Source organism: Gluconobacter roseus NBRC 3990 (assembly GCF_006538885.1).
Lineage (GTDB): Bacteria > Pseudomonadota > Alphaproteobacteria > Acetobacterales > Acetobacteraceae > Gluconobacter > Gluconobacter roseus.
The window spans coordinates 46653-67571 of record NZ_BJLY01000005.1 but is presented as its reverse complement, the minus strand read 5'-3'; the positions used below and the strand labels follow the sequence as shown (position 1 = coordinate 67571).

General features: G+C 59.0%; 24 protein-coding genes. 2 read left to right on the top strand and 22 right to left on the bottom strand.

What is annotated here, in order from left to right; genetic code table 11:
- Positions 1–5 precede the first annotated feature (5 nt).
- The 19 genes from GRO01_RS12240 to GRO01_RS12150 all read right to left on the bottom strand — a co-directional run bounded on the left by GRO01_RS12240 (position 6) and on the right by GRO01_RS12150 (position 15223).
- A complete protein-coding gene (locus tag GRO01_RS12240; RefSeq protein ID WP_062507305.1) occupies positions 6–365 on the bottom strand; it encodes a hypothetical protein in 360 nt (119 codons plus the stop codon).
- On the bottom strand, positions 362–985 hold the full coding sequence (locus tag GRO01_RS12235) for a baseplate assembly protein (RefSeq protein ID WP_062507303.1): 624 nt from the start codon (positions 983–985) through the stop codon (positions 362–364). The genes GRO01_RS12240 and GRO01_RS12235 overlap by 4 nt, the downstream gene beginning before the upstream one ends.
- Positions 982–2043 (bottom strand): hypothetical protein, encoded by a 1062-nt coding sequence (locus GRO01_RS12230; protein ID WP_062507301.1) that lies wholly within the window; start codon positions 2041–2043, stop codon positions 982–984. Before GRO01_RS12230 ends, GRO01_RS12235 begins: the two co-directional genes overlap by 4 nt.
- Positions 2040–2252, bottom strand: a complete 213-nt coding sequence (locus GRO01_RS12225; protein WP_174787453.1) for a hypothetical protein — start codon at positions 2250–2252, stop codon at positions 2040–2042. The genes GRO01_RS12230 and GRO01_RS12225 overlap by 4 nt, the downstream gene beginning before the upstream one ends.
- 4 nt (positions 2253–2256) lie before the next feature.
- The gene (locus GRO01_RS12220; protein WP_062507299.1) at positions 2257–3171 is read right to left on the bottom strand and encodes a hypothetical protein; all 915 of its coding nucleotides are present in this window, start codon (positions 3169–3171) and stop codon (positions 2257–2259) included.
- A 1039-nt stretch (positions 3172–4210) separates the two neighbouring features.
- Positions 4211–4528, bottom strand: coding sequence for a hypothetical protein (locus GRO01_RS12215; protein WP_062507294.1), 318 nt, complete (start codon positions 4526–4528; stop codon positions 4211–4213).
- Complete coding sequence (locus tag GRO01_RS12210; protein ID WP_011252772.1) at positions 4525–4950, bottom strand: hypothetical protein; 426 nt, start codon at positions 4948–4950, stop codon at positions 4525–4527. The genes GRO01_RS12215 and GRO01_RS12210 overlap by 4 nt, the downstream gene beginning before the upstream one ends.
- On the bottom strand, positions 4951–6438 hold the full coding sequence (locus GRO01_RS12205; RefSeq protein WP_062507292.1) for a phage tail protein: 1488 nt from the start codon (positions 6436–6438) through the stop codon (positions 4951–4953). It abuts the gene before it with no gap.
- Positions 6439–6534: 96 nt separating this feature from the next.
- A complete protein-coding gene (locus GRO01_RS12200) occupies positions 6535–7515 on the bottom strand; it encodes a hypothetical protein (protein ID WP_062507284.1) in 981 nt (326 codons plus the stop codon).
- Between the two features lie 12 nt (positions 7516–7527).
- Positions 7528–8127, bottom strand: coding sequence for a hypothetical protein (locus GRO01_RS12195; RefSeq protein ID WP_174787452.1), 600 nt, complete (start codon positions 8125–8127; stop codon positions 7528–7530).
- Between the two features lie 10 nt (positions 8128–8137).
- The gene (locus tag GRO01_RS12190; protein WP_062507282.1) at positions 8138–8539 is read right to left on the bottom strand and encodes a hypothetical protein; all 402 of its coding nucleotides are present in this window, start codon (positions 8537–8539) and stop codon (positions 8138–8140) included.
- A 53-nt stretch (positions 8540–8592) separates the two neighbouring features.
- Complete coding sequence (locus tag GRO01_RS12185) at positions 8593–9972, bottom strand: hypothetical protein (protein ID WP_062507280.1); 1380 nt, start codon at positions 9970–9972, stop codon at positions 8593–8595.
- 70 nt (positions 9973–10042) lie between these two features.
- Positions 10043–10558, bottom strand: coding sequence for a phage scaffolding protein (locus GRO01_RS12180; protein WP_231490034.1), 516 nt, complete (start codon positions 10556–10558; stop codon positions 10043–10045).
- Positions 10555–11973, bottom strand: a complete 1419-nt coding sequence (locus GRO01_RS12175) for a phage portal protein (protein WP_062507278.1) — start codon at positions 11971–11973, stop codon at positions 10555–10557. The genes GRO01_RS12180 and GRO01_RS12175 overlap by 4 nt, the downstream gene beginning before the upstream one ends.
- A gap of 46 nt (positions 11974–12019) precedes the next feature.
- On the bottom strand, positions 12020–13333 hold the full coding sequence (locus GRO01_RS12170) for a phage terminase large subunit (protein WP_174787451.1): 1314 nt from the start codon (positions 13331–13333) through the stop codon (positions 12020–12022).
- Positions 13317–13769, bottom strand: a complete 453-nt coding sequence (locus GRO01_RS12165) for a hypothetical protein (protein ID WP_062507276.1) — start codon at positions 13767–13769, stop codon at positions 13317–13319. The genes GRO01_RS12170 and GRO01_RS12165 overlap by 17 nt, the downstream gene beginning before the upstream one ends.
- A gap of 42 nt (positions 13770–13811) precedes the next feature.
- Positions 13812–14126, bottom strand: coding sequence for a hypothetical protein (locus GRO01_RS12160; protein ID WP_231490030.1), 315 nt, complete (start codon positions 14124–14126; stop codon positions 13812–13814).
- Between the two features lie 249 nt (positions 14127–14375).
- The gene (locus GRO01_RS12155; RefSeq protein ID WP_306414176.1) at positions 14376–14873 is read right to left on the bottom strand and encodes a hypothetical protein; all 498 of its coding nucleotides are present in this window, start codon (positions 14871–14873) and stop codon (positions 14376–14378) included.
- 44 nt (positions 14874–14917) lie between these two features.
- Positions 14918–15223 (bottom strand): hypothetical protein, encoded by a 306-nt coding sequence (locus GRO01_RS12150; RefSeq protein WP_062507323.1) that lies wholly within the window; start codon positions 15221–15223, stop codon positions 14918–14920.
- 112 nt (positions 15224–15335) lie between these two features.
- Here GRO01_RS12150 and GRO01_RS12145 point away from each other — a divergent pair, with 112 nt between their 5' ends.
- A complete protein-coding gene (locus GRO01_RS12145) occupies positions 15336–15728 on the top strand; it encodes a helix-turn-helix domain-containing protein (RefSeq protein ID WP_062507270.1) in 393 nt (130 codons plus the stop codon).
- Between the two features lie 584 nt (positions 15729–16312).
- Here the strand turns inward: GRO01_RS12145 and GRO01_RS12140 are convergent.
- From GRO01_RS12140 to accD, 3 genes are read right to left on the bottom strand one after another with little or no spacing between them, the layout of a single operon-like run.
- Complete coding sequence (locus GRO01_RS12140; RefSeq protein ID WP_062507268.1) at positions 16313–17827, bottom strand: replicative DNA helicase; 1515 nt, start codon at positions 17825–17827, stop codon at positions 16313–16315.
- A gap of 45 nt (positions 17828–17872) precedes the next feature.
- On the bottom strand, positions 17873–19195 hold the full coding sequence (locus GRO01_RS12135; RefSeq protein WP_062507266.1) for a bifunctional folylpolyglutamate synthase/dihydrofolate synthase: 1323 nt from the start codon (positions 19193–19195) through the stop codon (positions 17873–17875).
- Entirely contained in the window at positions 19195–20064 is an 870-nt protein-coding gene (gene accD, locus GRO01_RS12130; protein ID WP_062507265.1) for an acetyl-CoA carboxylase, carboxyltransferase subunit beta, read from the bottom strand. The genes GRO01_RS12135 and accD overlap by 1 nt, the downstream gene beginning before the upstream one ends.
- Before the next feature lie 270 nt (positions 20065–20334).
- Between accD and GRO01_RS12125 the strand changes: the two genes are divergently transcribed.
- Positions 20335–20901 carry an HdeD family acid-resistance protein gene (locus GRO01_RS12125; protein ID WP_062507263.1) on the top strand — a complete coding sequence of 189 codons (567 nt, stop codon included), beginning with the start codon at positions 20335–20337 and terminating at the stop codon, positions 20899–20901.
- Positions 20902–20919 lie beyond the last annotated feature (18 nt).

Genomic DNA, 20919 nt, shown 5'->3' with positions numbered 1-20919 from the left:
TTATTTCAGTAGGAAAAAGACAGGCTCTGCTGCTGACCGGATCCAGCATCGACATGGGAGACGTTGCATCTGCAAACGCCGCTCTCTTCGTCCGTTACAGTTACAGTCACTGCCTGCGATGAATCCACGCCGGCATCCGCCTGCACCTGCGCCTGGATGACAGATTCCATGGCTTCCGGCGCAATGACCTGACCAACCATGAGCGGCAGTCCCACACCATAATCAAGCTGCCAGATATAATCCCCTGGCACGGTCAGCAAACGCCTCAGCAGGCTCTGCCGCGTCAGTTCAGTTCCGGAAACCGTCCCAAGTCCGCCAGAATCCAGAACCAGATCATTTCCAAAAACATGTGAAAGAGCGATCATCCAATCGGCCCTCCCGTATTCTGGCTTCCTGCCAGATGGACATGCCCGTTCAGGGAATGCTGGTCCGTCCGCACATCTCCACCCGAAACCTTCAGCCCGGCGGAGCTCAGCGTCATAGCTGTGCCTCCTACAGAAAAACTGATCTCTCCGTCCCTGAGAACCAGCCGCGCATTGCCCGCCCCTGCCGCAACACCACTCGGCCCGATATGCAGCCAGCCAGCCTCGGAAGATGCACTTCCCGATGCTCCAGAGGATGAAACCGGCGGGCGTCCACACCCGCCCCTGACCAGCAGTTCGCCAGGCTGGGCAGCAGAACCGGTGAACGGAGAAACAGGCGCCATCACGACGGTATCAAACACACATCCCATCACGACCAGATGCTCGCCATCCCCTTCAACCGGCTGCAGAACAACATGCGTTCCAGGCGAAGACGGACATGCAATCCGCAGATCCCCCGCATGAACGCCACCCGCATCCGGAATCCAGCCAGTCTCCACATTTTCAGGCTGAATCCGGACTTTCACGGCATAGTTGACAGGATCAACGGCCGAGACAATCCCGAACATCGTATGCGCCGTCCGGCCCTGCAGCACAGCGGCATCAAACCGGGCATCATTCATGTTTCCCCTCCGCGATCCCGCAGGACAACCTGCTGCACAAATCCCTTTTCCACAGAAAAACGGGAAATAACCTGATCAATTCCCAGAGTCTTTTCCTGACTGCCAGTCACGACGGTCATGAAATTCCGTGGCGCAATACCAATGACGCCTGGAATCCTGATCCGGACGGTTAAGGCATGAGCAGCAATCCGCGCATGTTTGCCACGAGCCAGCCGCTGCAACTCATCCAGCCTGCGTCCAGGAACACGAAATGTATGGATGCTGGCACTTCCCGCCGGTGCATCCTGAGAAAATGAAACACCATCGTAATAGACCTGCGTCGTGCTTCTCTGTCGTGAATCCCACGACGCCATATGCACAACGACACCGGATAAAAGCTGAAGGTCCCGCGCAACATTCGTCTCAAGAACGGCATGACGCATATCCGTGACCTGCGCGCCCGCATCGGAAGCAGAGCCCAGCGGCTGACAGACAAGGGATGTTCCTTCTGCGTAAAGATCACAGAATGCATCCCGTGCAATCGTAAAAGCCAGATCAGCCGCCGTCTGGAACCGATGCTGCCCCATGAGAGCGCCACGTTTATGCTCGATCTGCCAGAACTGACCGGCCATAAGCGTGGCCTGATCTGAAGGCAACGAGATCGTCGCATCCAACCCCGCAGCCTGAGCCATGATTTCTAGAAGCTCCTGCTGGGTATGATTGAGCCAGGCATCCTGAACCCGCAGATCCATCAGAGCCGCCAGCGCATCCCGGCATTCCATTTCCAGACAGGCATGTTCAGCCGCATATTCGATATGATCCAGGCGCCCCTCGAACAGCGTTGTCCAGGATGAACTGGCGCTCTGGGTATTCCGCATCTGAAGCGTCACCCGTTTCCGCGCCGGCTGCTCTGCCTCAAACCACAGGTTTCCCTGTCCCTGATTCCGAACCGCAAAACGCAGCGAGGCAACATCACAGGCTTCATACCGGCTGGCATCGACTTCAAACTGCACAAGCGCCAGAACCGGATCAACCTGCCCGTCAAAAAGGACCTGGGCTTCCAGATTCCTGACATTCATGACCCGGCTCCATCCGGCAGACCGGACACCAGATCACGTTCAACCGATGGAACCTTCAGCACGACAGTTTCCGGGATTTTCCCCAGATCCGGATCCGTCATCCCGTTGACCTGCGCAATTCTCCACCACTGGGACGCATCCCCAAGCTCACGCGCAGCCACATGAAACAGGGAAATATCCGCAGCACTGACAATAATATCCTGCATCATTCCCTCATGCGAAAACGGACGGTACAGACGTTTCCTGTCCCTGCGCCACGGCCACATTCGCCGCAGCCCGATTAATCAGACTTCCTGCATCCGTCGCAGCGCTCAGCAGGGCTGCGTTCTGACCCAGAGCATTCAGCGACACACTATTGACCGGCTGGATAGATTCGACATTCTGCCCCGCCCCGGTGATCACGGACTGCAAACCGCTTCCCCCACTTTCCAGTCCACCTGCAACAGACGCCAGTGCAGACGGAACCGTGGCGAGATTCATACCACTCTGCGCCACACCGTTGACCGTCCCCAGAGCATCCGTCACCTTCGCGGCAAATCCACCCGCACCCACCAGACTGGCCAGCGGCATGACCTGCCCCACGACTGAAGACACCTGTCCAGCAGCCGTAAACACACCTTCGGAAACGTTTGAAACCACCCCCGAAAAACTGTCCAGAGCACTTCCCACATCGTCCCCAAGCACTCCGGACAGAGTGCTTGACGTCTGTGTGGATGCTGTTTCCTGCGGCCGTTCAAGGATCAGCGTATAGGAACAGACAGCCCCTTTTGCCTGATAGACATAAGTGAACTGGGCGATCCAAACCTGCACGGACAAACCAGCCGCCGAAAAGGCGACCTGCTGCCCCGCCATCCGCATGCGCTCGACCGCCTGCGCCCGCATCTGCGCATCCGGACCAAGAAACCGGCCCTTCAGTTCCAGACGCCCTGGGTCATTCCCCAGCGCATCAACAACCCGCCCGCCTCCCGGCAGACGATGCACAACGAGCATCTGACGCCCGCCGACCTGCAATGTGTCAGGAACCTCAATTCCTGTCAGAACCAGATTTCCCAGTATGACGGGTGATGATGATCCCAGCCGCCCCACAGCGCCAATGGCATTTTCTATGTCAGAAAGGCCAATACCCATCAGGAAACATCTCCTCTGTCAGAAAAATCCGATACTTCGGCCCGGATACTGAGGCTGCATGATTTCATCGACACCACCGCCAGAGCGGCGCGCAGCCAGACGGGAACGTCGATTTCCCAGCAGAAAACCAATATTCCCCGCTTCATTGTTCACATGAACATCCGGAGCCTCTGGCTCATGATGACGCTCGGTTTCCAAAACGTCCTGATGCCGCGCATACGCCTGACCAACGCCCTCATGAGACTGCCCGCTAACCACAGCCCTGCGAACCGCCGGCACACAATTTACTCCGCTCCCGGGCTTACCCCTGACGGCCGCTCCGCTTTTACGCCCCGTCCCGGTCCTGACCACTTTGGAGAGAACACGGGACCCAGCTTCCATGCTATGACTGCGCCGTTTCGTCGCAATTGCCACAATCGGCGCAGGATGCCTGGCAGATGCCGTGCCTCGTACGCCTGCAGGAGCAGGCCGCTTCCGCGCACCTACGCCCTGTAATTTCCGTTCAACCGAACACGAAATCCGTTTCAGGAAAGCCACACTCCCAGAAGCAGAACTCGATGCCGACAAAACCGGCCGAGAAAACATGTCTGTCCGGCACTCTGCACGTTTGGAAAAGAGTGACGGATGAACAATTCCATCCACCTTTCGGATATGAACCTTTCCGGGCTTGTCAGAACTTCTACGCGTTCCGGAAAACCCGTTCCCGACCTCCAAAATAGAACGGCCCCGCCCACGAGACACAGCAACCCCGACCCGTCTTTTCAAACGGGGCACAGCCGAAACCATAACCGAACTTCGTGCCATTCCTCTGGAAAAGCCGACAGGAAACGTCCTGACCGAGAGAATATTCTGCCAGAGCACCTGCCGCATCATATCTCTCCCTGATAGGACATCATATTCCAGTCAAAACTGTGCCCGTCCCGCTCTGCGGTAATGACACAGGCCGCCAGACGCCGTGCCCGCGACCATCCCCGCAACACATCCCACGGCACTCCGTGATCCAGCAGATAAAGCATCTCCTGGAACCCGGAGTGCCGGCTCAGTTTTTTGCGACGTCCCGAAGATCCTCATCCGCATCACGCTCAAACAGCGGCGTCAGCGCAGCAATCCCGGCCTTCCCGACGCGACGCGCCAGATCCCGGATTTCATCCTTGTTCTGCGGCATCTGAACCGGCACACCATCAATGGCCGTCACCGAACAGATCATCTCCGCATAACCGAGCCATGCGGATGCCGACGCGCCATTGATCGCACTGCCCGCTGCCTCGATCAGATCCAGCATATCCGCCGGATCAATCTCGCGCAGCGTCAGACGGCGGTTGTCGGACAGGACAACTTCCTGCGGAAAATCACTCACGAAATTTTCGTCCTCGTAGAAGCAAAGAACTGAACCGTCTGATGGATCATGTGATCTGCCTGCCAGGGATCACTTTTCAGCTGCATGGAAACATTGCTGAATTCCCAGGTGCTGGTCGTTCCATCCGGTTCAGTAACGTACTGATAGATCGTTCCGCTGCCGACCGTCCCAGCATTCCAGTAAGCAGCCTCGACAGCCGCCACCAGATTATCCAGTGCTGCATTGGCGCGGGCAATCTGGAATGCCCCCCGCCAGCCATTGGGAACATTGAACTCCAGCGGCACCCCGTTCAGCGGGTTGGCACGCAAAGCCTGCGTTTCCTGAGCCGCACTGAAAGACGTGACATCTCGCAGATCCACCCGCTGACCATTCCACAGAACCGTAATCCGGCAATCCCGGCCAATGCTGTATGGATTTGCCATTTAGCCGACACTCCCCGATGCAGACGACACGGTGACAGATGCACCACCCTGCAGATTGACGATGAATTTCTCGTTGATGCCCTGGTACCGCACGGCAACATCCGCCTGCACATAGCCCAGCGCCGTGCGGGACTGCGGATTATTGCTCGAATCACAGACCACGCTGTAAGGCAGTTCACCATTCTGAACGCCCAGAATACCCTGCGACAGCAGCGACGACAGAAAACCCAGAAGCGTCGAACGAATATCGCTGAACAGCGTATCGTTGATCACTTCACCCACATAACCACCCATGCCACCAGCAAGCGAAGCCGCAATGTAATTCGTCAGGCGCGTGTAGTTGTCACCATTCATGGTGCTCTTGCTGGACGAGTTGTGACCGCAACGCACGGCCCAGTACGTTCCACCCGGCGCCGGATTGCAGATCACATCAATCCCGGCCGTAAACAGGGCAGACAGCTCGGCCGTAGAATAGGTCGCACTGCTCCCCGTCAGACCCGCCTTCTGGCTGCCAACCACTCCCGACAACGCCTTGTTGAGACTGGACTGTTCCGGCGAAAGCGCCACCAGCTTGCCACCGGCAAACGCCTGCGGACTGACCAGCATCATGCCGTTGGTGTCATCATTCCACCACAGCCAGTCACCAAACATCAGCTTGACCGACGACGCATCCAGCCCACTCGCCGCCTTGACCGAAATGGCATTCGTTACCGTGTCGGACGCCAGCCCAGCCGCGATCATGTAGATCCCTTCGGAGGTTCCGAAAGCCGCCTGAGCCGTATAGGACGTGCTGTCCGTCACACCATGCAGCAGCGCCACCGCACAGCCCTGCCCGCGCAGCGCATACATGCCAGTCCGGACGGTACTGTCCTGCCCGATAAACTGAGCCGTCGTCGGTACACCGCCATCCGTACCGCCCGAAAGCGTAACGTTCGCAGCGGCCACAGCCGGAACCGTCTCCGGCAGCACGATTTTTACCAGTGCATTCAGATCCTGAGACACAGCCGCCGCAATGGCAGACCAGTCCGCCCCGGCATAGGTCGCAGCTCCCAGATCCGCATGGGCCACCGCAAGGGCGTATCCGGAACCCGTCGCCGTTACGGCCGCCACGATCCCGTTGCCGACGCTGCCCGTATGAACGGCCTGGATTTCCACGCCATCAATCGTGCCCTTCGCAGCCACGTCTGTCCCGTCCGTCACCCGGACGACCACAAAGGACGACGCTTCCTGCATCACGGCGATATTGACCGCCAGACCCGCATCTGTCGTCCTGTTCTGCTTGGCACCGAACGCCGCGACATAGTCGCTCATGCCCCCGATCGGCAGCGGCATCCCCACCGGCCCCCAGCCGGCAGTTCCCACGACACCCAGCTGCGAAGACGATGCTCCAGCCAGGGCCAGCGTCTGCGGCTGGGCAATCTGCACATAAAGATTTGGCACGGTCAGTGCCGTGGTATTCAGCGTTCCCGCCTGATAGACCAGAGACATCCCCGGATCGCTCTCCAAAATGCAGAAAGCGGGCGCTTCCGACAGAAGCTACCCGCTTTCCTGATGAAATTTCAGCCCTTTGACTCAGCCTGTCCGTCAGGCAGCAACCACCGTCCCGAACCGGTCAACACCCAGCCCCGGATAGGACGAGGCTGCCGCCTGCGCCGCAACCGCCGCCTGCATGGCCTCCAGAGCCGCCGTCACTGTCTGGTTTGCCGTACCCGGTGCCAGAATACCGAAAGATGCCGGAAGCCCCTCTTCGTCGGACAGGTTTCCGATACCGCACAGCATTTCGGAGGCCCACTGCACCTGAAGGGTATCGAAAACCAGCTCATAGAAATAATCCCGCCGGTACAACGCTTCGTTCTGCATCGTGTCGACGTCTTCCACGCTCTGAAACCGAAGCTGAGCCTCCCGCCCGTCCAGAGTAGTAATCCAGCTCTGCTCCGCCAGTGCCGCATCCAGCACGGACGCCAGTGTCTCCCGCGCCGTCGCATCCGCAGTCCAGATTGAAACCCGATAAAGCTGCGCCTGCCGCCGCGTCACCCGGACCGACTGCCCATACCCACCGGCATGACCGTTCAGAACCCGTCCCGGCACACTGACCGTTGCTCCGCTCGCCACACCATCCGTCAACGCCGCCGCCAAAGCCGCCGCAACCGTCGCTGGCGTATCCTGCGCCGTCACCGCATAAGCCGCGGAAGGGGCACCTCCATGCGGCATGTCATCCAGCCAGACCGCCACCACACCCGCAGGCGTGGATGTCCCGGAAAAGACGATCTCAACCGTCCCATCCGTAACCACGACCCCAACCGTAGGAACCACTTTCTGCTGTACCCGCCAGGGCCGCCCCAAAGGTTCAGCCCATTCCGGCATTTTCCGCGGCGCCATGGTAACAGTCACGAAATCGATGTTGTTGCGGATGTTCTGCGCCGCGAAAAGATCGCTCGGCAAAAGCCACCCCCGCCGCAGCACCACCTGCCGCCCTGTCACTGAAGCTCCCGACAGCCCATCCGGATACAGGATCTGCGCACAGTTATAAGCCAGCGCCAATCCGACTCTGGAGGCATCTGTCATTTTCGCCCTCCCTCAGACCTGCTGAAGCGACATGGTACACCGGATCCCGAACCCGGACATTTCCACCGCATTGACTGTATAAGTCGTGCCCAGATCAGTCGTGACCGTCATGTAAGGCGTCAGCACCACACCGGGCAGCAGCGGAAGATACATCACGGACTGTCCCGGACGCGTTGCCCCCGGCACACCACTGCCTGCAGACTCTCCCTTCGCCCGCATGATAATGGCCGCCGGACATTCCGAGACCAGCGTCTGCACCGTCCCCGTAACACCGCTGACTGAAACCGTCCGGCTACACACCACACACAGGGGAGGCCGCAACGGCTCCACGGACGCCACAAAATACGTCCGTCCGCTCGCCACAAGAATATCGGCAACCTGCGTATCATCCCGCCGGTCCGTCAGGACATATTCCGTCGGAATGCCCCACCCGATCGGCCGTGCAAACGAAAACCCGGCATCGACGTCAAAAGCCAGCATAGGCTGCGCATAAAGGGTTTCCATTGGCGACAGCCCTCCCGAAGGCCGATACTGCTCCCCCGAGGCCCCCAGCACAGCCGCAGCCCTCGCATATCCTTTGGAAAGCCTGGCCGCGATCATCGCCTGCTGCACATCCCTCTCCTCAAACCACGATCGCCCGGCCGTCCTGCAACTCCAGACCACCCGTCACGCCCAGAAACGCACACAGACGCCGCCGCCACAGCGTGAACAGCATCACCCGGTCCTGCACTTCCCGGCCATTGTGATACCAGCCCGCCGCCCGCGCCGTATCCAGATTGTCCGACGACGCCGTAATCGCGTTTTCCAGCGGATAAAGCTGCGACAGATAAAGCCGGATTTGCTGAAGCTCTGCCCCGGACAGACAATTCATCCGCCATTCAAGCGCCCCTTCCACCTGAAAGAAACGCCAGGATTCCTGATTGCCTTCACGCGACCCGATCGCGGGATAACCACAGAACCGACGGATATCCATTTTCTCTCCTTCCGAGAGAATATCCGTCGATAAACCAACCGTTCCGGACATGTCATTCTCCCTGCAAGAGAGGCCCCCGCCTTACAGATAGGAGCCAAAAAACCTCAGAACGTCAGACCAAGCGCATCCGTGCCAAGGCTCTCAATCACGACACCACGCTTGAGATAGCTGTTCGTGGCCGTCGGAATAACCGTCATGTCCGCCGTCACGTCGGTCGGCAGCGCAAAACCACCAATCCAGTACCAGGACTGCGCAATGATCTGGCGCAGACGATCCAGCGGCTCACGCGTCACCATCGCCACGCTATCCACCATCTCGATCAGCGCACGCTCGGAATCCGGAATATCGGAATGACCCGTCAGAGCACAGTCACCCTCAATCAGCGCACCCTGTCCCAGCAGAAGCGCACGATGAATGGAACCGGAACCCAGAGATGCCTGCTGCGGCGCTTCAGTCGTCGGAATAAACCGCACGCCGAGCAATTCAATCACCTGTCCGGAACGATACTCTTCCGAACCATAAGCTCCACGATACAGATGTTTGAAATCCGGATCGCGGAACAGCGAAAGAAGCTGCAGATCATCAAGGTAACAGTGATACGCACCATTGATCATCGGCACGTTGTTACGCCGCAGCGTCGCCACACCAGCCAGAACCTGCTGGATGCCCAGCGTATCCGCCAGACCGCTCGCACTGGCCGTCTGCAGTGCCGCCGTTGTCAGACGACCATTCGGACGGATCACCAGCGGTGCCGTGGAAGCCACAACGGCCTGACCTTCCGTGCCATCCGCAACAGACACAGCCGTAGAGAACGTCATCTGCCCCGAAACACCGCCTGGTGCCGTGGACACATTCGCCGCATCTGCCGCCACGCTGACCAGCGTATAAACATCACTGCCAACAGTCACGGTCATGCCATTGGTCGCACTGATCGGCGTCACCTGACCATTCACGATCACGGACTGGAAGCCGCGGATATCATCAACCGCAATGGTGTTCTCTTCGCTGCCCAGCGTCGCAGTCACACGCGTATTGCCGCCCAGATAGCCACCAACACCATTCTGCGCACCGCCAAAAAGCGTGTTACGCGCCAGACGGTCCAGAGACTGCATGGCCTGCACGCCATTAGTGTTGGCATTGGCCAGAAACTGCGATGCAATTCCCACGCCACTGGTCACCATATTCAGGTCAATCGTATCGCCATACTGGTTGATGGAGAGCGTGTACTGCTCGACCGACCAGCCAGACGGGGTCAGACCATTATCGAAATTCGTATTGCCTGTCGGGTTCAGCGGCGTCGTCACCGGCGCCTTGAGACTCTTGCGGGTCTTCGTCAGCGTCTCACCAATGGCATTCGGGAATACTTCACGATCGGCAACCTGCCGGAAACCCAGCCGGGATTTCAGACCATTCTCGAACTCGCGGGCCAGAAAACCCTGCTGAATGGCGGCCTGAAGCTGAACAGGAAAATTATCAATGCTCATGTATTTTTTCCGTAAATGTGTTTTCTGAACCCGGCCTGCCATCAGACCCGGTCAAATATCGTCCCGGACCTCAGCCCTGGGCCAGAAACTGCCATTTGCGCGCTTCATAATCCGCCTCGCTGACGGCGCGCGCATTGAACGGTTCAATCCCGCCCGGGCGAGGCGCTGCTTGCCCGACGGTGGTTCCGCTCGAATATCCGGGTCGCAGCGCTTCGCCGAACAGATAGGCCCGCTCCTGACGGGCCTGCTGCAAAGCCTCTGCCACACCGACCACGGAACCATCCTCGCCCCGGTTGATCCCTTCCAGATCAATCAGCCGCACGACATCATCAGGATTATGCGCACCATTGCGGATCGCCTCCGCCCGAAGCGCCGCCACAATGACTTCCCGGTCACTGTCCTCCCGCACGCGGGCCAGCGCTTCCTCATGGCTGCGCTGAAGCGTCTCCTGCCGTGTCACAACATCCGTCATTTCCTGACGGACCGCCTCAACCTCGCTCCGCGCTTCATTCAGCGCCTGACGCAGAGCCTCCACATCCTCAATGGTGTCATCAGTTCCGGACATCATTCCCCCGTCAACACTCATGCTTGTTCAGAAGCACACCACTGCTCCAGCATTTTCCATTCCGTATTCGGATCAGAATTTCCCGATGCCATCGCAAACATCCGAACCGCCGTCTCGCGGCTCAGAATTCCGTTGGAGACCGACGTCACCAGACCCTGCGTCAGTGACAGCAGCTCCGGATCGGTAGACGGAAACCATGCCGGCCACCGCAGGCTCATGCGGCAGTACGGCAGGTCCTTGACCAGCGTTCCCCCGATCCGCAGCCCGTTTTCCAGAACACAGGAAAACCGGCACGCCATCCGGTAAATCGAGAGCAGCGCCCCCTCGCCGTAGGAATGCCGCAGACGATCCACCAGCCAGATCAGTGGCTGACACATCATCTCCATGGCCTTGCCCGACTGCGCACCACCAACCCGGTCGCCATGCGCCCGGTTGCCATGCAACTGCTCAAGCACCACCAGACGCAGTTCCCGATAATGATCGAGCACCGCCCCCGCCGCATTCCCGTTGATTTCCAGCAGTTTGGCATCACCTTCCGGCGGCAGCGTCAGCGCCGAAGCCGCCCCGCCCTGATGCGCCACACCGTCGGAAAACCCACCCGTCTTCAGCACCAGCGTCGGATCAGACCCGTATTTCAGCCCCCGACCTGCCTGTGACAGCAGATAATCCGCCTCGATGACCGTATCGATCGCCCGCTCGAACGTGCATTCACCTTCCGGATCACGCCCATAAGGCCCACCCAGATTGCGCGTCCAGACAATCGGCACAAACCCCAGCCCATGCCGCACGGACCGGCTTTCATCCCGGACCCCGCCATCCATCCCCACTAGCCAGGGCACGGAAACCGCACAGTCCAGAGGCGTCCAGATCCGTTGCCACCAAAACTGTGCGCCCAGAAGCTCATCCGCAATCGGATAGCCCTGCGCCGCCAGATCCCGCCCCCGAACCAAAAACCGCTCCTCAACCCGAAGCAGTTCCCCCGTCGCATCATCCCAGAACGGCGTCAGATACGCCGTTTCCAGAACCGACAGTTTCGGAACCCCTGCCGAGACTTCGAACAGGATCGCAACCGACCCAACCGACCCCAGCCGCGCCGCCTCCATCAGCAGCGACGCCAGCCTGGTCTGGGAAGCGAACGTGCTCAAGGTTTCCGTCACCCGCGCATCATCCGTCACCAGACCCGGCCAGTGCGTATCCCCGAACAGCAGCGAAACCGACTCATCCACCACCGTCCGGCACAGATTTGTCCGTACCGAAGGACGCCGGCTGGACAGCGGAATGTATTCCCCCGCCCCCGACTTCTCCATCGAGAACGGGTGCGGCAGCGCATCATACTGCGTCCCATCCAGAACACGCTTAAGCGCCAGCAGCCGCGCCGTCCGCGCGGACGCACCCGCGGGAACAGCGTAACGCTGTTGCAGGGACAACCAATCCATGTGTTCTCCATTGTTTCAGGCCGCATTCCGACCCGCAAAGATCGGTTCAGCGCGCCAGCGAAAATCCAGACGAGCTCCAGCCCGTCATGCCGCCACGTCCGGCAAGCATCAGTTCACTCAGCCCCCAGACCATCGCATCCGCCCGGTCCGGAGACCGTGGTCCGCGATATCCGCTGACCGAAAAATGGCAGAGCTGATCCTCCAGAGCCGTGAACCGGCCATGATGAACAACCCTGCCAACCTCATAGAGTGCCGCAACCGGTTCGGCGCGTGCCGCCTTGCCCCGCGCCGCCGTCACCAGCTTGACCGAGGCATGCGCCCGCACACTCCGGATCGTGCCCTCTACCAGAGCCCCGCCGAAGTTCCGCTCCGCAACAATGCGTTCAGCACCCCATTCATCAAATGCCCGCAGGGCCCTGGCAGCCCAGCCCGCCGGACTATCCCTGGCAGACAGATCTTCCAGAACATGTCCCACACCAGCCGCATCAACGCCACAGACCACAATCCCGATTTCATCGGACCTGTAATCTTCCGGTCCCGCAGCCCCCGAAGGATCAACAGACACCAGAATACGCCGCATACGGGCCGCCACATCCGCCCGGCTCTGCGCCGTAACCGCCGCCTCACGCCGGAACATCTCCAGCCGCCACAGCGCACCTTCAACAACCGATTGATATTCACCATAAAGAAACCGCCGCTTTTCCCGCTCAGGGAGCGATTCAAGGCTGGCGAGATAATCCTCGCTCAGATTATCCCGGTTGGCCTGCGGATTGAGGATCATCGTCGCATACAGCGACCTGTCCGCTAACGGTTCCCCCGACTTCGGCTCGATCCCGCTTTCGAAAAGCACATAAAGCCAGTGTCCCATGCTCGGCGGATTGGCATCGATATATTCCTTCACCGCCAGACCGGTTTTCTGCGCCAGACGCGTTAGAAGCATGTTCCGCGCGCCATAACTGATCTGGCTGGCTTCGTTCAGATAAACCGTCGCAAACTCCAGACCGAGGATCTTCTCGGTCCGCTGCTCGTCATCCAGCCCCCCGAAAAAGATCGTCGATCCATTCGGGAACGTCACAACACAGTCCTGCCGGTCCAGCTTCCACCCGACCTGCGGAAAACACATCCGCATGACCTTCGGAAACGTGTCCCGCAAAACCGACGCCTTCAGCGCCGTCAGCCGATGGCGAAAAATGCCATGCCGACTGTCCGGAGCCTTCAGCGCCCGTATCACAACGGCCCGAACCAGAACAAAGGTCTTTCCCGACCGCGAGCCGCCCCTCAGAAGAATATGTCTTGCCGGCCCACCAAGCAGCCGCACCGCCTCACGCTGCGAATCATTCAGCCTAAAGGGCGCTGTCATCACTACTGATATTGATCGAAATCGTCCCCGAACGTCCCTCGGACTCCATACCCGCCCTGAAACGGGATGGGCGATGCGCACGAAGCAGAAACGCCATCAATCCGTCGCTATACCGTTTGCGAACAATCGGATTACCCGTATCCGGATCGCAGACAACTCGCCCCGCATAGGTAATAGGCTCGTCATATCCTTCCACGGCGCGTCGACGCGCTTCCGCTTCCAGGGCATCCACAGCCTCTTCGAGAGCCTCCTCCCAACGCGCAGAAAATTCCTTATCCGTATCTTTCCAGAGATATAACGTACTGCGCCGGACCTCGGCGACACGCCCGGCTTCCGAAATATTTCCACTGACAGACAGATGTTCGAGAAATCTCTTTTTCCGTTCCCATGACTGTTCCCGTCGCAAAGAACATTTACCAGATACGTCTTCATCCATCTGCTTCAACCTTTTCTCCCGGATCGACCCGAGAACCAACCCTCACCCGGCTCTCAGCGAAGCCTCCCTGCGGCTCATCATCATGCCACCGTCCAGCCAGACCGCCCGGACCGGGGCCTGCCGGAAACGCTTCCTGTTGTTTGCATCCTTACGTGTCGGGATTTCTCCGTTCCGCTGGGTCTGTTCCCGTTCCGCCCGTACAGCCAGACGAGACACGATTTCCGGTGCAACACGACCGAGCACCCGAGCCGACAGAACCGATCGCTGACAGGGAATGGACCGACACCTGACATCCAGCCGGGAAAGCCCCGCATCCACCAGTTCATGCCATTCCAGAACAACATCCGCCCGATGCACGGGCTCCCCTTCATACACAAGAGGACAACCTAAAAATGAACCGGAATTTTCCTGAAGAACCACAAATGTTTGACGGCCAGACAAAACGACACTGCCAGAAGAAATTTCATTTTTTTCCATAATTCAGGAAACTTCCAAAATAAAAGCCGCCCTTCTTCTGGAAGGGCGGCTTTTTTCTTTAAGATTTAATTCTTCAGTATGCATTTATTATAATAAAACCGCGTTCAAATAGCAAGCGATAATTTATCGTTAACGAGATTTTTTCCTGTTCTTGTTTCTGGACATCGTCTCATACACATGCGCGAGCTGCTCCAGAAGCAGGGCGCACTGAGCCGAAACCTTCATCCGGGCGCGCCCTTCCGACAGAGCCGGATAAAGATGACGCGCCATTGCCGAGAACGACATCTCGCGCGCCAGAAGCATCTCAAGACGGACATGAGCGCACAGTCCAAGCATGTCCCGAATCTGCGTAAGCCGCGCAGAGCACTGCCCGCGCCCCATCATCCAGGTATGAATATCCCCACGCTCACGGATACGACCATCAGATGGCGGATTTTCCATCACACCAAGCGATGCGAAGACATATTCCCGATACCACCGATCCGCCGCCGCCAGTTCATCATCCCCGATATCGCCGGCATCATACATGGACTGCACCGCATTCACGACCCGGAACGTGTTTGCAACTTCACGGATTTCCGAATGCCGGTACCGCTCCGTAGTCGGCTTCACTACAACGTTCGGCATGCCACACATTCCCACCACAGACACGTCCTGCACCATATTCAGCATCAGTTGATCTCCATCCCGGCGTCACGACCGCCTATCGGCTGAAGCCCCGGAAAGACCGGCACCAGATCCGCACCCCACAGCGCATTCCAGCTCACAGGATGCCCGGCCGGAAGCGCCTCAGCCGTCTCCCTGTCAGTCACCATCCGTGCTCGCGAAGAGAATGCTCCAGATGCTTTTTTGGAAGGACGCCCCCGCTTCTTGCGAGCCCCCTCCCGCTCAGGTACCCAGCCATCGGAAGCAAGCATGGCAGCGAGAGCGCTTGCGGAGACCCGACGGGGTACGGAACCTGACTTGACCTGCTTCATCTCAACATCCTTTATCAGTACAGAACTGTTACCAATTTTGGCAAAATGCCACAGCATGTGATAAAAAAAACTTCTTCTGGATTTGGCATAAAGCCATTGCTAAAAAGGCCTCATGGCCAAACACAAGCGCCCGGACTCTCTGACTGCACTCCAACGAGCCATCGGAACTCGCATTTCCTGGGCTCGTGAACTCGTCATGCCCAACCAGAGCGAGTGCGCCCGCCTGCTTGGCGTTGATGCCTCGACACTCAACAAGATCGAACGTGGAGACCGTGCGCCCAGCGTCTTTCTCATCGCAGCGCTCTCGAACCGCCTGCGCGTGTCGACAGATTTTCTTCTGAAAGGCGTCCTGAACGGTCGTACCGACGAAGAACTGGCCCTGCGGCTGGCTGCCCTGCACCCAGAGTTGGTGCTCCAGCGACAAGACATGGCTCCGAGCACGGACAGAAGCACGCCTTCCGACACACCTGATCCGCCCAAGAGACCAGATGAGGAGATCCATTAGTGGCCGTTTCACTGGTTTCCGTACGCATTCAGGCGCCCCCCATTCGATACGACACGATCAATTCGCTTCATCGATGGAATGAACAAATCGGAAGCGTCACCGGTCATCAGATCGTCTGAATTCATGGACCAGCTCCCTTCCTTCCCCGTCAATTGCCCCCATGGCAACCACCGATTAACGATAAATTAATGGCACTGTGCCATGGGGTCAAGGAACAAATGTGGCTTTGAGCCATTAATACAGGTTTTGGCTGCTGCCAATTTTCCGCATTGCAGCCACAATCGGACGTTGCGAGCGCATTTTTTCTCGCAAGTTTTACAGAGAAAGCACTCTGAAGAGTTTCATATTACAGCTTTTTTCAAACATCGGACTCAGCATTAATCCGTACTTCTCAAGTATTGATTTGAAAAATTGCAACATTCTGTTTCTGTCACCGCAAAAATTCTTTTGAAAAAATCATGCCGTTTTTTTGGCGTCAAAGCGTCCGGCTAGATATTTTTCCAGCCGAAACGCCCTCCTTTGGGAGAAGCTCAAAGATTTTCAGAGCCATTCCCCCATTCAAAGTACTCACCCCTGCGGGAAAGTTACTCGTGGATGACGTCCAGATCCCCGAAGCGGGTGTATTCTCCTTCGAAGTACAGCTGAATCATCCCGGTAGGGCCATGCCGCTGCTTCTCAAGAATCAGTTCGGCCTTGTTGTGCACGAGAGCCATCTTCCGCTGCCACTCTTCTGTCGCAACCTGGAATTTGTCATTGCTGTCGTAAGCGCTGTCCTTGGGCTGACGCTGCTGCAGGTAATATTCGTCGCGATAAACAAACATGACCGCATCTGCATCCTGCTCGATCGAACCCGATTCGCGCAGATCCGACAGCATAGGCCGCTTGTCCTCACGCGATTCGACCTGACGTGAAAGCTGCGACAGGGCGATCACTGGCACGGAAAGCTCTTTCGCAATCGCCTTGAGCCCCTGCGTGATCATCGAGATTTCCAGAACACGACTGTCGGGTTTTGTCCCGATAGCGGGCCGCATCAGCTGCAGGTAATCCACCACAACCAGACTCAGCCCCTGCGTCCGGGCCAGACGACGGCAGCGCGTCCGCATGGCAGACAGGGAAATCGCCGGCGTATCGTCAATATAAAGAGGCAGTCTCTGGAGTTCGCGGGCAACCCGGACAAACCGGTCAAATTCCTTCTGCCCGATATCACCGCGACGGATCTTCTCACCCGACACCTCGGCTTCACCCGACAGGATACGAGTCGCCAGCTGCTCGGATGACATTTCCAGCGAGAAAATCGCAACGGACCCTTTGGGCTTCTCTCCGCTATCCTCGGCATCCCGTAGAATCGCCCGTGCCGCCGAGAACGCGATTTTGGTCGCCAGCGCCGTCTTGCCCATCGCAGGTCGCCCCGCGAGAATAATCAGATCAGATGGATGAAGCCCACCGGTCCGCTTGTCGAAATCCCGCAGCCCGGACGTCAGACCCACAACGTCCCCAGTCCGCTGATAGGCCTTGGTCGCAACACTGACCGCTTCCGTCAGCGCCTTGGTAAACGAGACAAACCCGCCTTCCTGACCACGCTCCGTCGCAAGCTTGAACAATGCTTCCTCGGACGCCGCAATCTGATCGGAACCGTCCAGATCGGGCCGCGCACCAAAGGCATTGTTGACGACCGTCTCACCAATATCGATCAGCTGGCGGCGAACCCAGGCATCATGAATGACCCGACCGTAATCGCCCGCGTTGACGATACCCACCATCGCCGTCAGCAGCTTGGCCAGATAAGCCGGACCGCCCGCAGCATCCAGAACACCGGTATGCTCGAACTCCGCCCGCATGGTCACGGGATCAGCCAGCTGCCCCCGCTCAATGCGCCGGGCAACAGCTTCATAGATCCGCCCGTTAACCGGGTCGGAAAAATGCGCCGGTTCCAGAAAGTCCGAAACCCGCTCATAGGCCTTGTTGTTGGTCAGGATGGCGCCCAGAAGCGCCTGCTCGGCGGCCGTGCTGGAAGGCGGGCTCCGCCTCAGCAGGACACCCAGATCTCCATCGTTCGAGGAACCATCAGATACGGCTGGAGAGGAATGCGATTCGATCATGTTCACACGGTCCTTCTACCATCCCATCCCATAGCCAGAAACGGATTACCTAGCGATCCAGCCATCCTCTGCCAGAACCACGCCCGCCAGATACAGGCTTCCGCAGATCAGCACCCGCGCAGGCGCTCCGCCTTCCGCAACCAGACGCCCCAGCGCCTCTCTGACAGTCGGGCCAGCAATCGCCCGCCCCCCCGAAGCCGCAATGATCTCTTCGACCGGCATCGCCAGATGCTGCCCCGGCTCCGCCACCGCCTGAACCGAAGCCGCACGCTCGACAATCGGCTTCAGAAACCCCGAAGCATCCTTGGTCTGCTTTACGCCAGCAATCACATGGACAGGCCGGTCCTTCCAGTCATCCAGAACCGTCCCCAGAACCTGCCCGGCATCCGGATTATGACCACCATCCAGATAAAGCTCCCACCCCGCAGGCAGCATCTGCGCAAGTGTTCCATCCAGCTTCTGCAACCGCGCAGGCCAGAAGGTCCGGGCAATGCCCTGATAAGCCGAGAGCGGCAGCGCCACACCCGAAACCCGGAGGGCCGCAACCGCCAGCGCCGCATTCCCGGCCTGATGTCGCCCTTTCAGAGCCGGTAGCGGCAGAGAAAGCGCACCATCCGCATCCCGATACTCCAGACCATCCGCACGCTCGGTGAAAACAACATCCTGCCCGATCACCCGAAGCGGCGCATTCAGCTCTGCAGCCCGGCTACGAATGACATCCAGCGCCTCCGGTACCTGGGCCGCCGAAACAACCGGCACACCCTCCTTGATGATCCCGGCCTTCTCCCCGGCAATGGCCGCAACCGTACTGCCCAGAAACGCCTCATGATCCAGACTGACCGGCGTAATCACACAGGCCGCAGGCTTCGGCACGACATTGGTCGCATCCAGCCGTCCCCCAAGCCCGACTTCCAGCACCACCAGATCGGCCGGAACCTGCGAGAACAGCAGGAACCCCGCCGCCGTCAGAACTTCGAAAACCGTAATCGGAGCGCCGGCATTGACCTGCTCGACCTTTTCGAGCGCGGCCACCAGAACATCCTCGTCCACAAGCCGCCCCGCCAGACGGAAGCGCTCGGTCACGCTCACCAGATGCGGGCTGCTCATGACATGAACGCGCAGACCACCAGCTTCAGCAATCGCCCGCAGATTGGCGCAGGTGCTGCCCTTGCCGTTCGTCCCGGCCACGTGAATGACCGGCGGCAGATGACGCTCGGGATTGCCCAGCTTCGCCAGAAGCGCCTCAAGCCGCCCCAGCGAAAGATCAATCAGCGCCGGATACAGCTCCTGCAACCGTGCAAGAACGGCACCCGGCCGGCCCTGATATTCGCCGGACAACCGAACCGGCGCCCCACGCTCCGCAGTCATCAGGCCGCTGCGTCGGAAACGGTTTTCTGGCGCATCATGATGCCCAGAATCCGCCCCAGAAGTTCCGGAAGCTCGGAGCGCTTGGCCACGATATCGACCATGCCATGCTCACGCAGATACTCCGACCGCTGGAAGCCTTCCGGCAGCTTCTCGCGAACGGTATCCTGAATGACGCGCGGCCCTGCGAATGCGATCAGCGCATTGGGCTCGGCGATATGCACATCGCCCAGCATCGCAAAAGACGCCGAAACACCACCCGTCGTCGGATTCGTAAACACAACAACATAAGGCAGACCCGCTTCCTGAAGCATCTGCACACCGATCGTCGTCCGCGGCATCTGCATCAGGCTGACAACACCTTCCTGCATCCGCGCCCCACCCGAAGCCGTATAGACCACCAGCGGCGCCTTCTGCAGAACCGCCAGACGGCAGGCGGCCACAAAAGCCTCGCCCAGCGCAGCGCCCATCGTCCCCAGCAGGAACTCGGGCGCCATGACGGCCACAACAGTCTTCTGCCCCTTGATCAGGCCATGAGCAACGACCAGTGCCTCATCGAGATGCGACTTGTTCCGCGCATCCTTCAGGCGGTCCGTATAACGCTTGGAATCCTTGAACCCCAGCGGATCGACCGGCATCTTCGGCAGCTCGATGGTGGTGTATTCCCCCCCATCGAACGTCCAGCCCAGACGCTCCTTCGCCGTCGCCCGCATGTGATGCCCGCAATGCGGACAGACCTTCTCGGACCGCTCCAGCTCCTTGGTGAGCATCATTTGCCCGCAGGATTCGCAGTTGGTCCACAGATTGTCCGGCACGTCCCGCTGAAGCAGGCCACGCAGCTTGGGTCGGACGTAGTCGGTCATCCAGCTCATGTCGTCTCGTTACTTTCTGCCCGCCTTCAGGACAAAGGACGGAGTGGGGTGAAAGCCCGGCAAAGGGCCATATTCTCTGCCGCGTTTTAACGCCGGAAGGCCAAATATGCCAGCCCGCGCATCAGTCCCCTTCTTAACGCTCCCGCCTGATCCATAAAACATGGCATCTTTACCAGCACGACCCATCCCAGCGGGCGTTGTGTCCCGTATCCGGCAGACCTCCCGAAAAAGAGGCAGCCTAACAGACCACGCCCCTGAACGGAGAAGACCATGTCCGACAGTTTCAACACCATCCGCTTCCCCAGCCCACAGGGCCTCAAGCCCGGCTGGTTCATCGGTTTCGGAGCTTTCTTGATCATTCTCGGCATCCTGGCAGCCCTGGATGCCATCACCACCACCCTGACCAGCATGGTTATCCTCGGCGTTCTGATGATCATCGGTGGCGTCGCCCAGGTCATGCAGAGCTTCGCCCATCGCGGCCTGCCCGTCCCGAACCAGTGGCTCTCCGGACTGATCGGCGGCCTCTACATTCTTGGTGGCATCCTCCTGATCGAAGAACCCGCCACGGGCTCCATTTTCCTGACCGCCATCCTCGCAGGCTGCCTGATCTTCGCAGGCCTCGCCCGCACCTTCTGGGCCGGCGGCCACCGCAACAACAGAAGCTGGCTCGCCCTAGCCATTAGTGGACTCGTCACGCTGCTCATCGGCATCATGCTCTACATGACGCTGCCCTGGTCCGGCCTGTGGCTGATCGGCATGTTCATTGCCGTGGAACTGCTGATGGCCGGCGTCGCCACCGTCCTCTTCGGACTGTCCCTGCGCAACGACAGCGTCTGAGTATCCTGTTCCGGCAGG

Coding starts and splice junctions, on each gene's coding strand:
- accD (WP_062507265.1), bottom strand. CDS start 20,064: ATGAGCTGGATGACCGACTACGTCCGACCCAAGCTGCGTGGCCTGCTT.
- GRO01_RS12240 (WP_062507305.1), bottom strand. CDS start 365: ATGATCGCTCTTTCACATGTTTTTGGAAATGATCTGGTTCTGGATTCT.
- GRO01_RS12210 (WP_011252772.1), bottom strand. CDS start 4,950: ATGGCAAATCCATACAGCATTGGCCGGGATTGCCGGATTACGGTTCTG.
- GRO01_RS12170 (WP_174787451.1), bottom strand. CDS start 13,333: ATGACAGCGCCCTTTAGGCTGAATGATTCGCAGCGTGAGGCGGTGCGG.
- GRO01_RS12140 (WP_062507268.1), bottom strand. CDS start 17,827: ATGATCGAATCGCATTCCTCTCCAGCCGTATCTGATGGTTCCTCGAAC.
- GRO01_RS12165 (WP_062507276.1), bottom strand. CDS start 13,769: ATGGATGAAGACGTATCTGGTAAATGTTCTTTGCGACGGGAACAGTCA.
- GRO01_RS12185 (WP_062507280.1), bottom strand. CDS start 9,972: ATGAGCATTGATAATTTTCCTGTTCAGCTTCAGGCCGCCATTCAGCAG.
- GRO01_RS12230 (WP_062507301.1), bottom strand. CDS start 2,043: ATGAATGTCAGGAATCTGGAAGCCCAGGTCCTTTTTGACGGGCAGGTT.
- GRO01_RS12125 (WP_062507263.1), top strand. CDS start 20,335: ATGTCCGACAGTTTCAACACCATCCGCTTCCCCAGCCCACAGGGCCTC.
- GRO01_RS12220 (WP_062507299.1), bottom strand. CDS start 3,171: ATGGGTATTGGCCTTTCTGACATAGAAAATGCCATTGGCGCTGTGGGG.
- GRO01_RS12205 (WP_062507292.1), bottom strand. CDS start 6,438: ATGTCTCTGGTCTATCAGGCGGGAACGCTGAATACCACGGCACTGACC.
- GRO01_RS12235 (WP_062507303.1), bottom strand. CDS start 985: ATGAATGATGCCCGGTTTGATGCCGCTGTGCTGCAGGGCCGGACGGCG.
- GRO01_RS12175 (WP_062507278.1), bottom strand. CDS start 11,973: ATGGATTGGTTGTCCCTGCAACAGCGTTACGCTGTTCCCGCGGGTGCG.
- GRO01_RS12180 (WP_231490034.1), bottom strand. CDS start 10,558: ATGAGTGTTGACGGGGGAATGATGTCCGGAACTGATGACACCATTGAG.
- GRO01_RS12135 (WP_062507266.1), bottom strand. CDS start 19,195: ATGACTGCGGAGCGTGGGGCGCCGGTTCGGTTGTCCGGCGAATATCAG.
- GRO01_RS12150 (WP_062507323.1), bottom strand. CDS start 15,223: ATGAAGCAGGTCAAGTCAGGTTCCGTACCCCGTCGGGTCTCCGCAAGC.
- GRO01_RS12225 (WP_174787453.1), bottom strand. CDS start 2,252: ATGATGCAGGATATTATTGTCAGTGCTGCGGATATTTCCCTGTTTCAT.
- GRO01_RS12155 (WP_306414176.1), bottom strand. CDS start 14,873: ATGCCGAACGTTGTAGTGAAGCCGACTACGGAGCGGTACCGGCATTCG.
- GRO01_RS12145 (WP_062507270.1), top strand. CDS start 15,336: ATGGCCAAACACAAGCGCCCGGACTCTCTGACTGCACTCCAACGAGCC.
- GRO01_RS12200 (WP_062507284.1), bottom strand. CDS start 7,515: ATGACAGATGCCTCCAGAGTCGGATTGGCGCTGGCTTATAACTGTGCG.
- GRO01_RS12190 (WP_062507282.1), bottom strand. CDS start 8,539: ATGTCCGGAACGGTTGGTTTATCGACGGATATTCTCTCGGAAGGAGAG.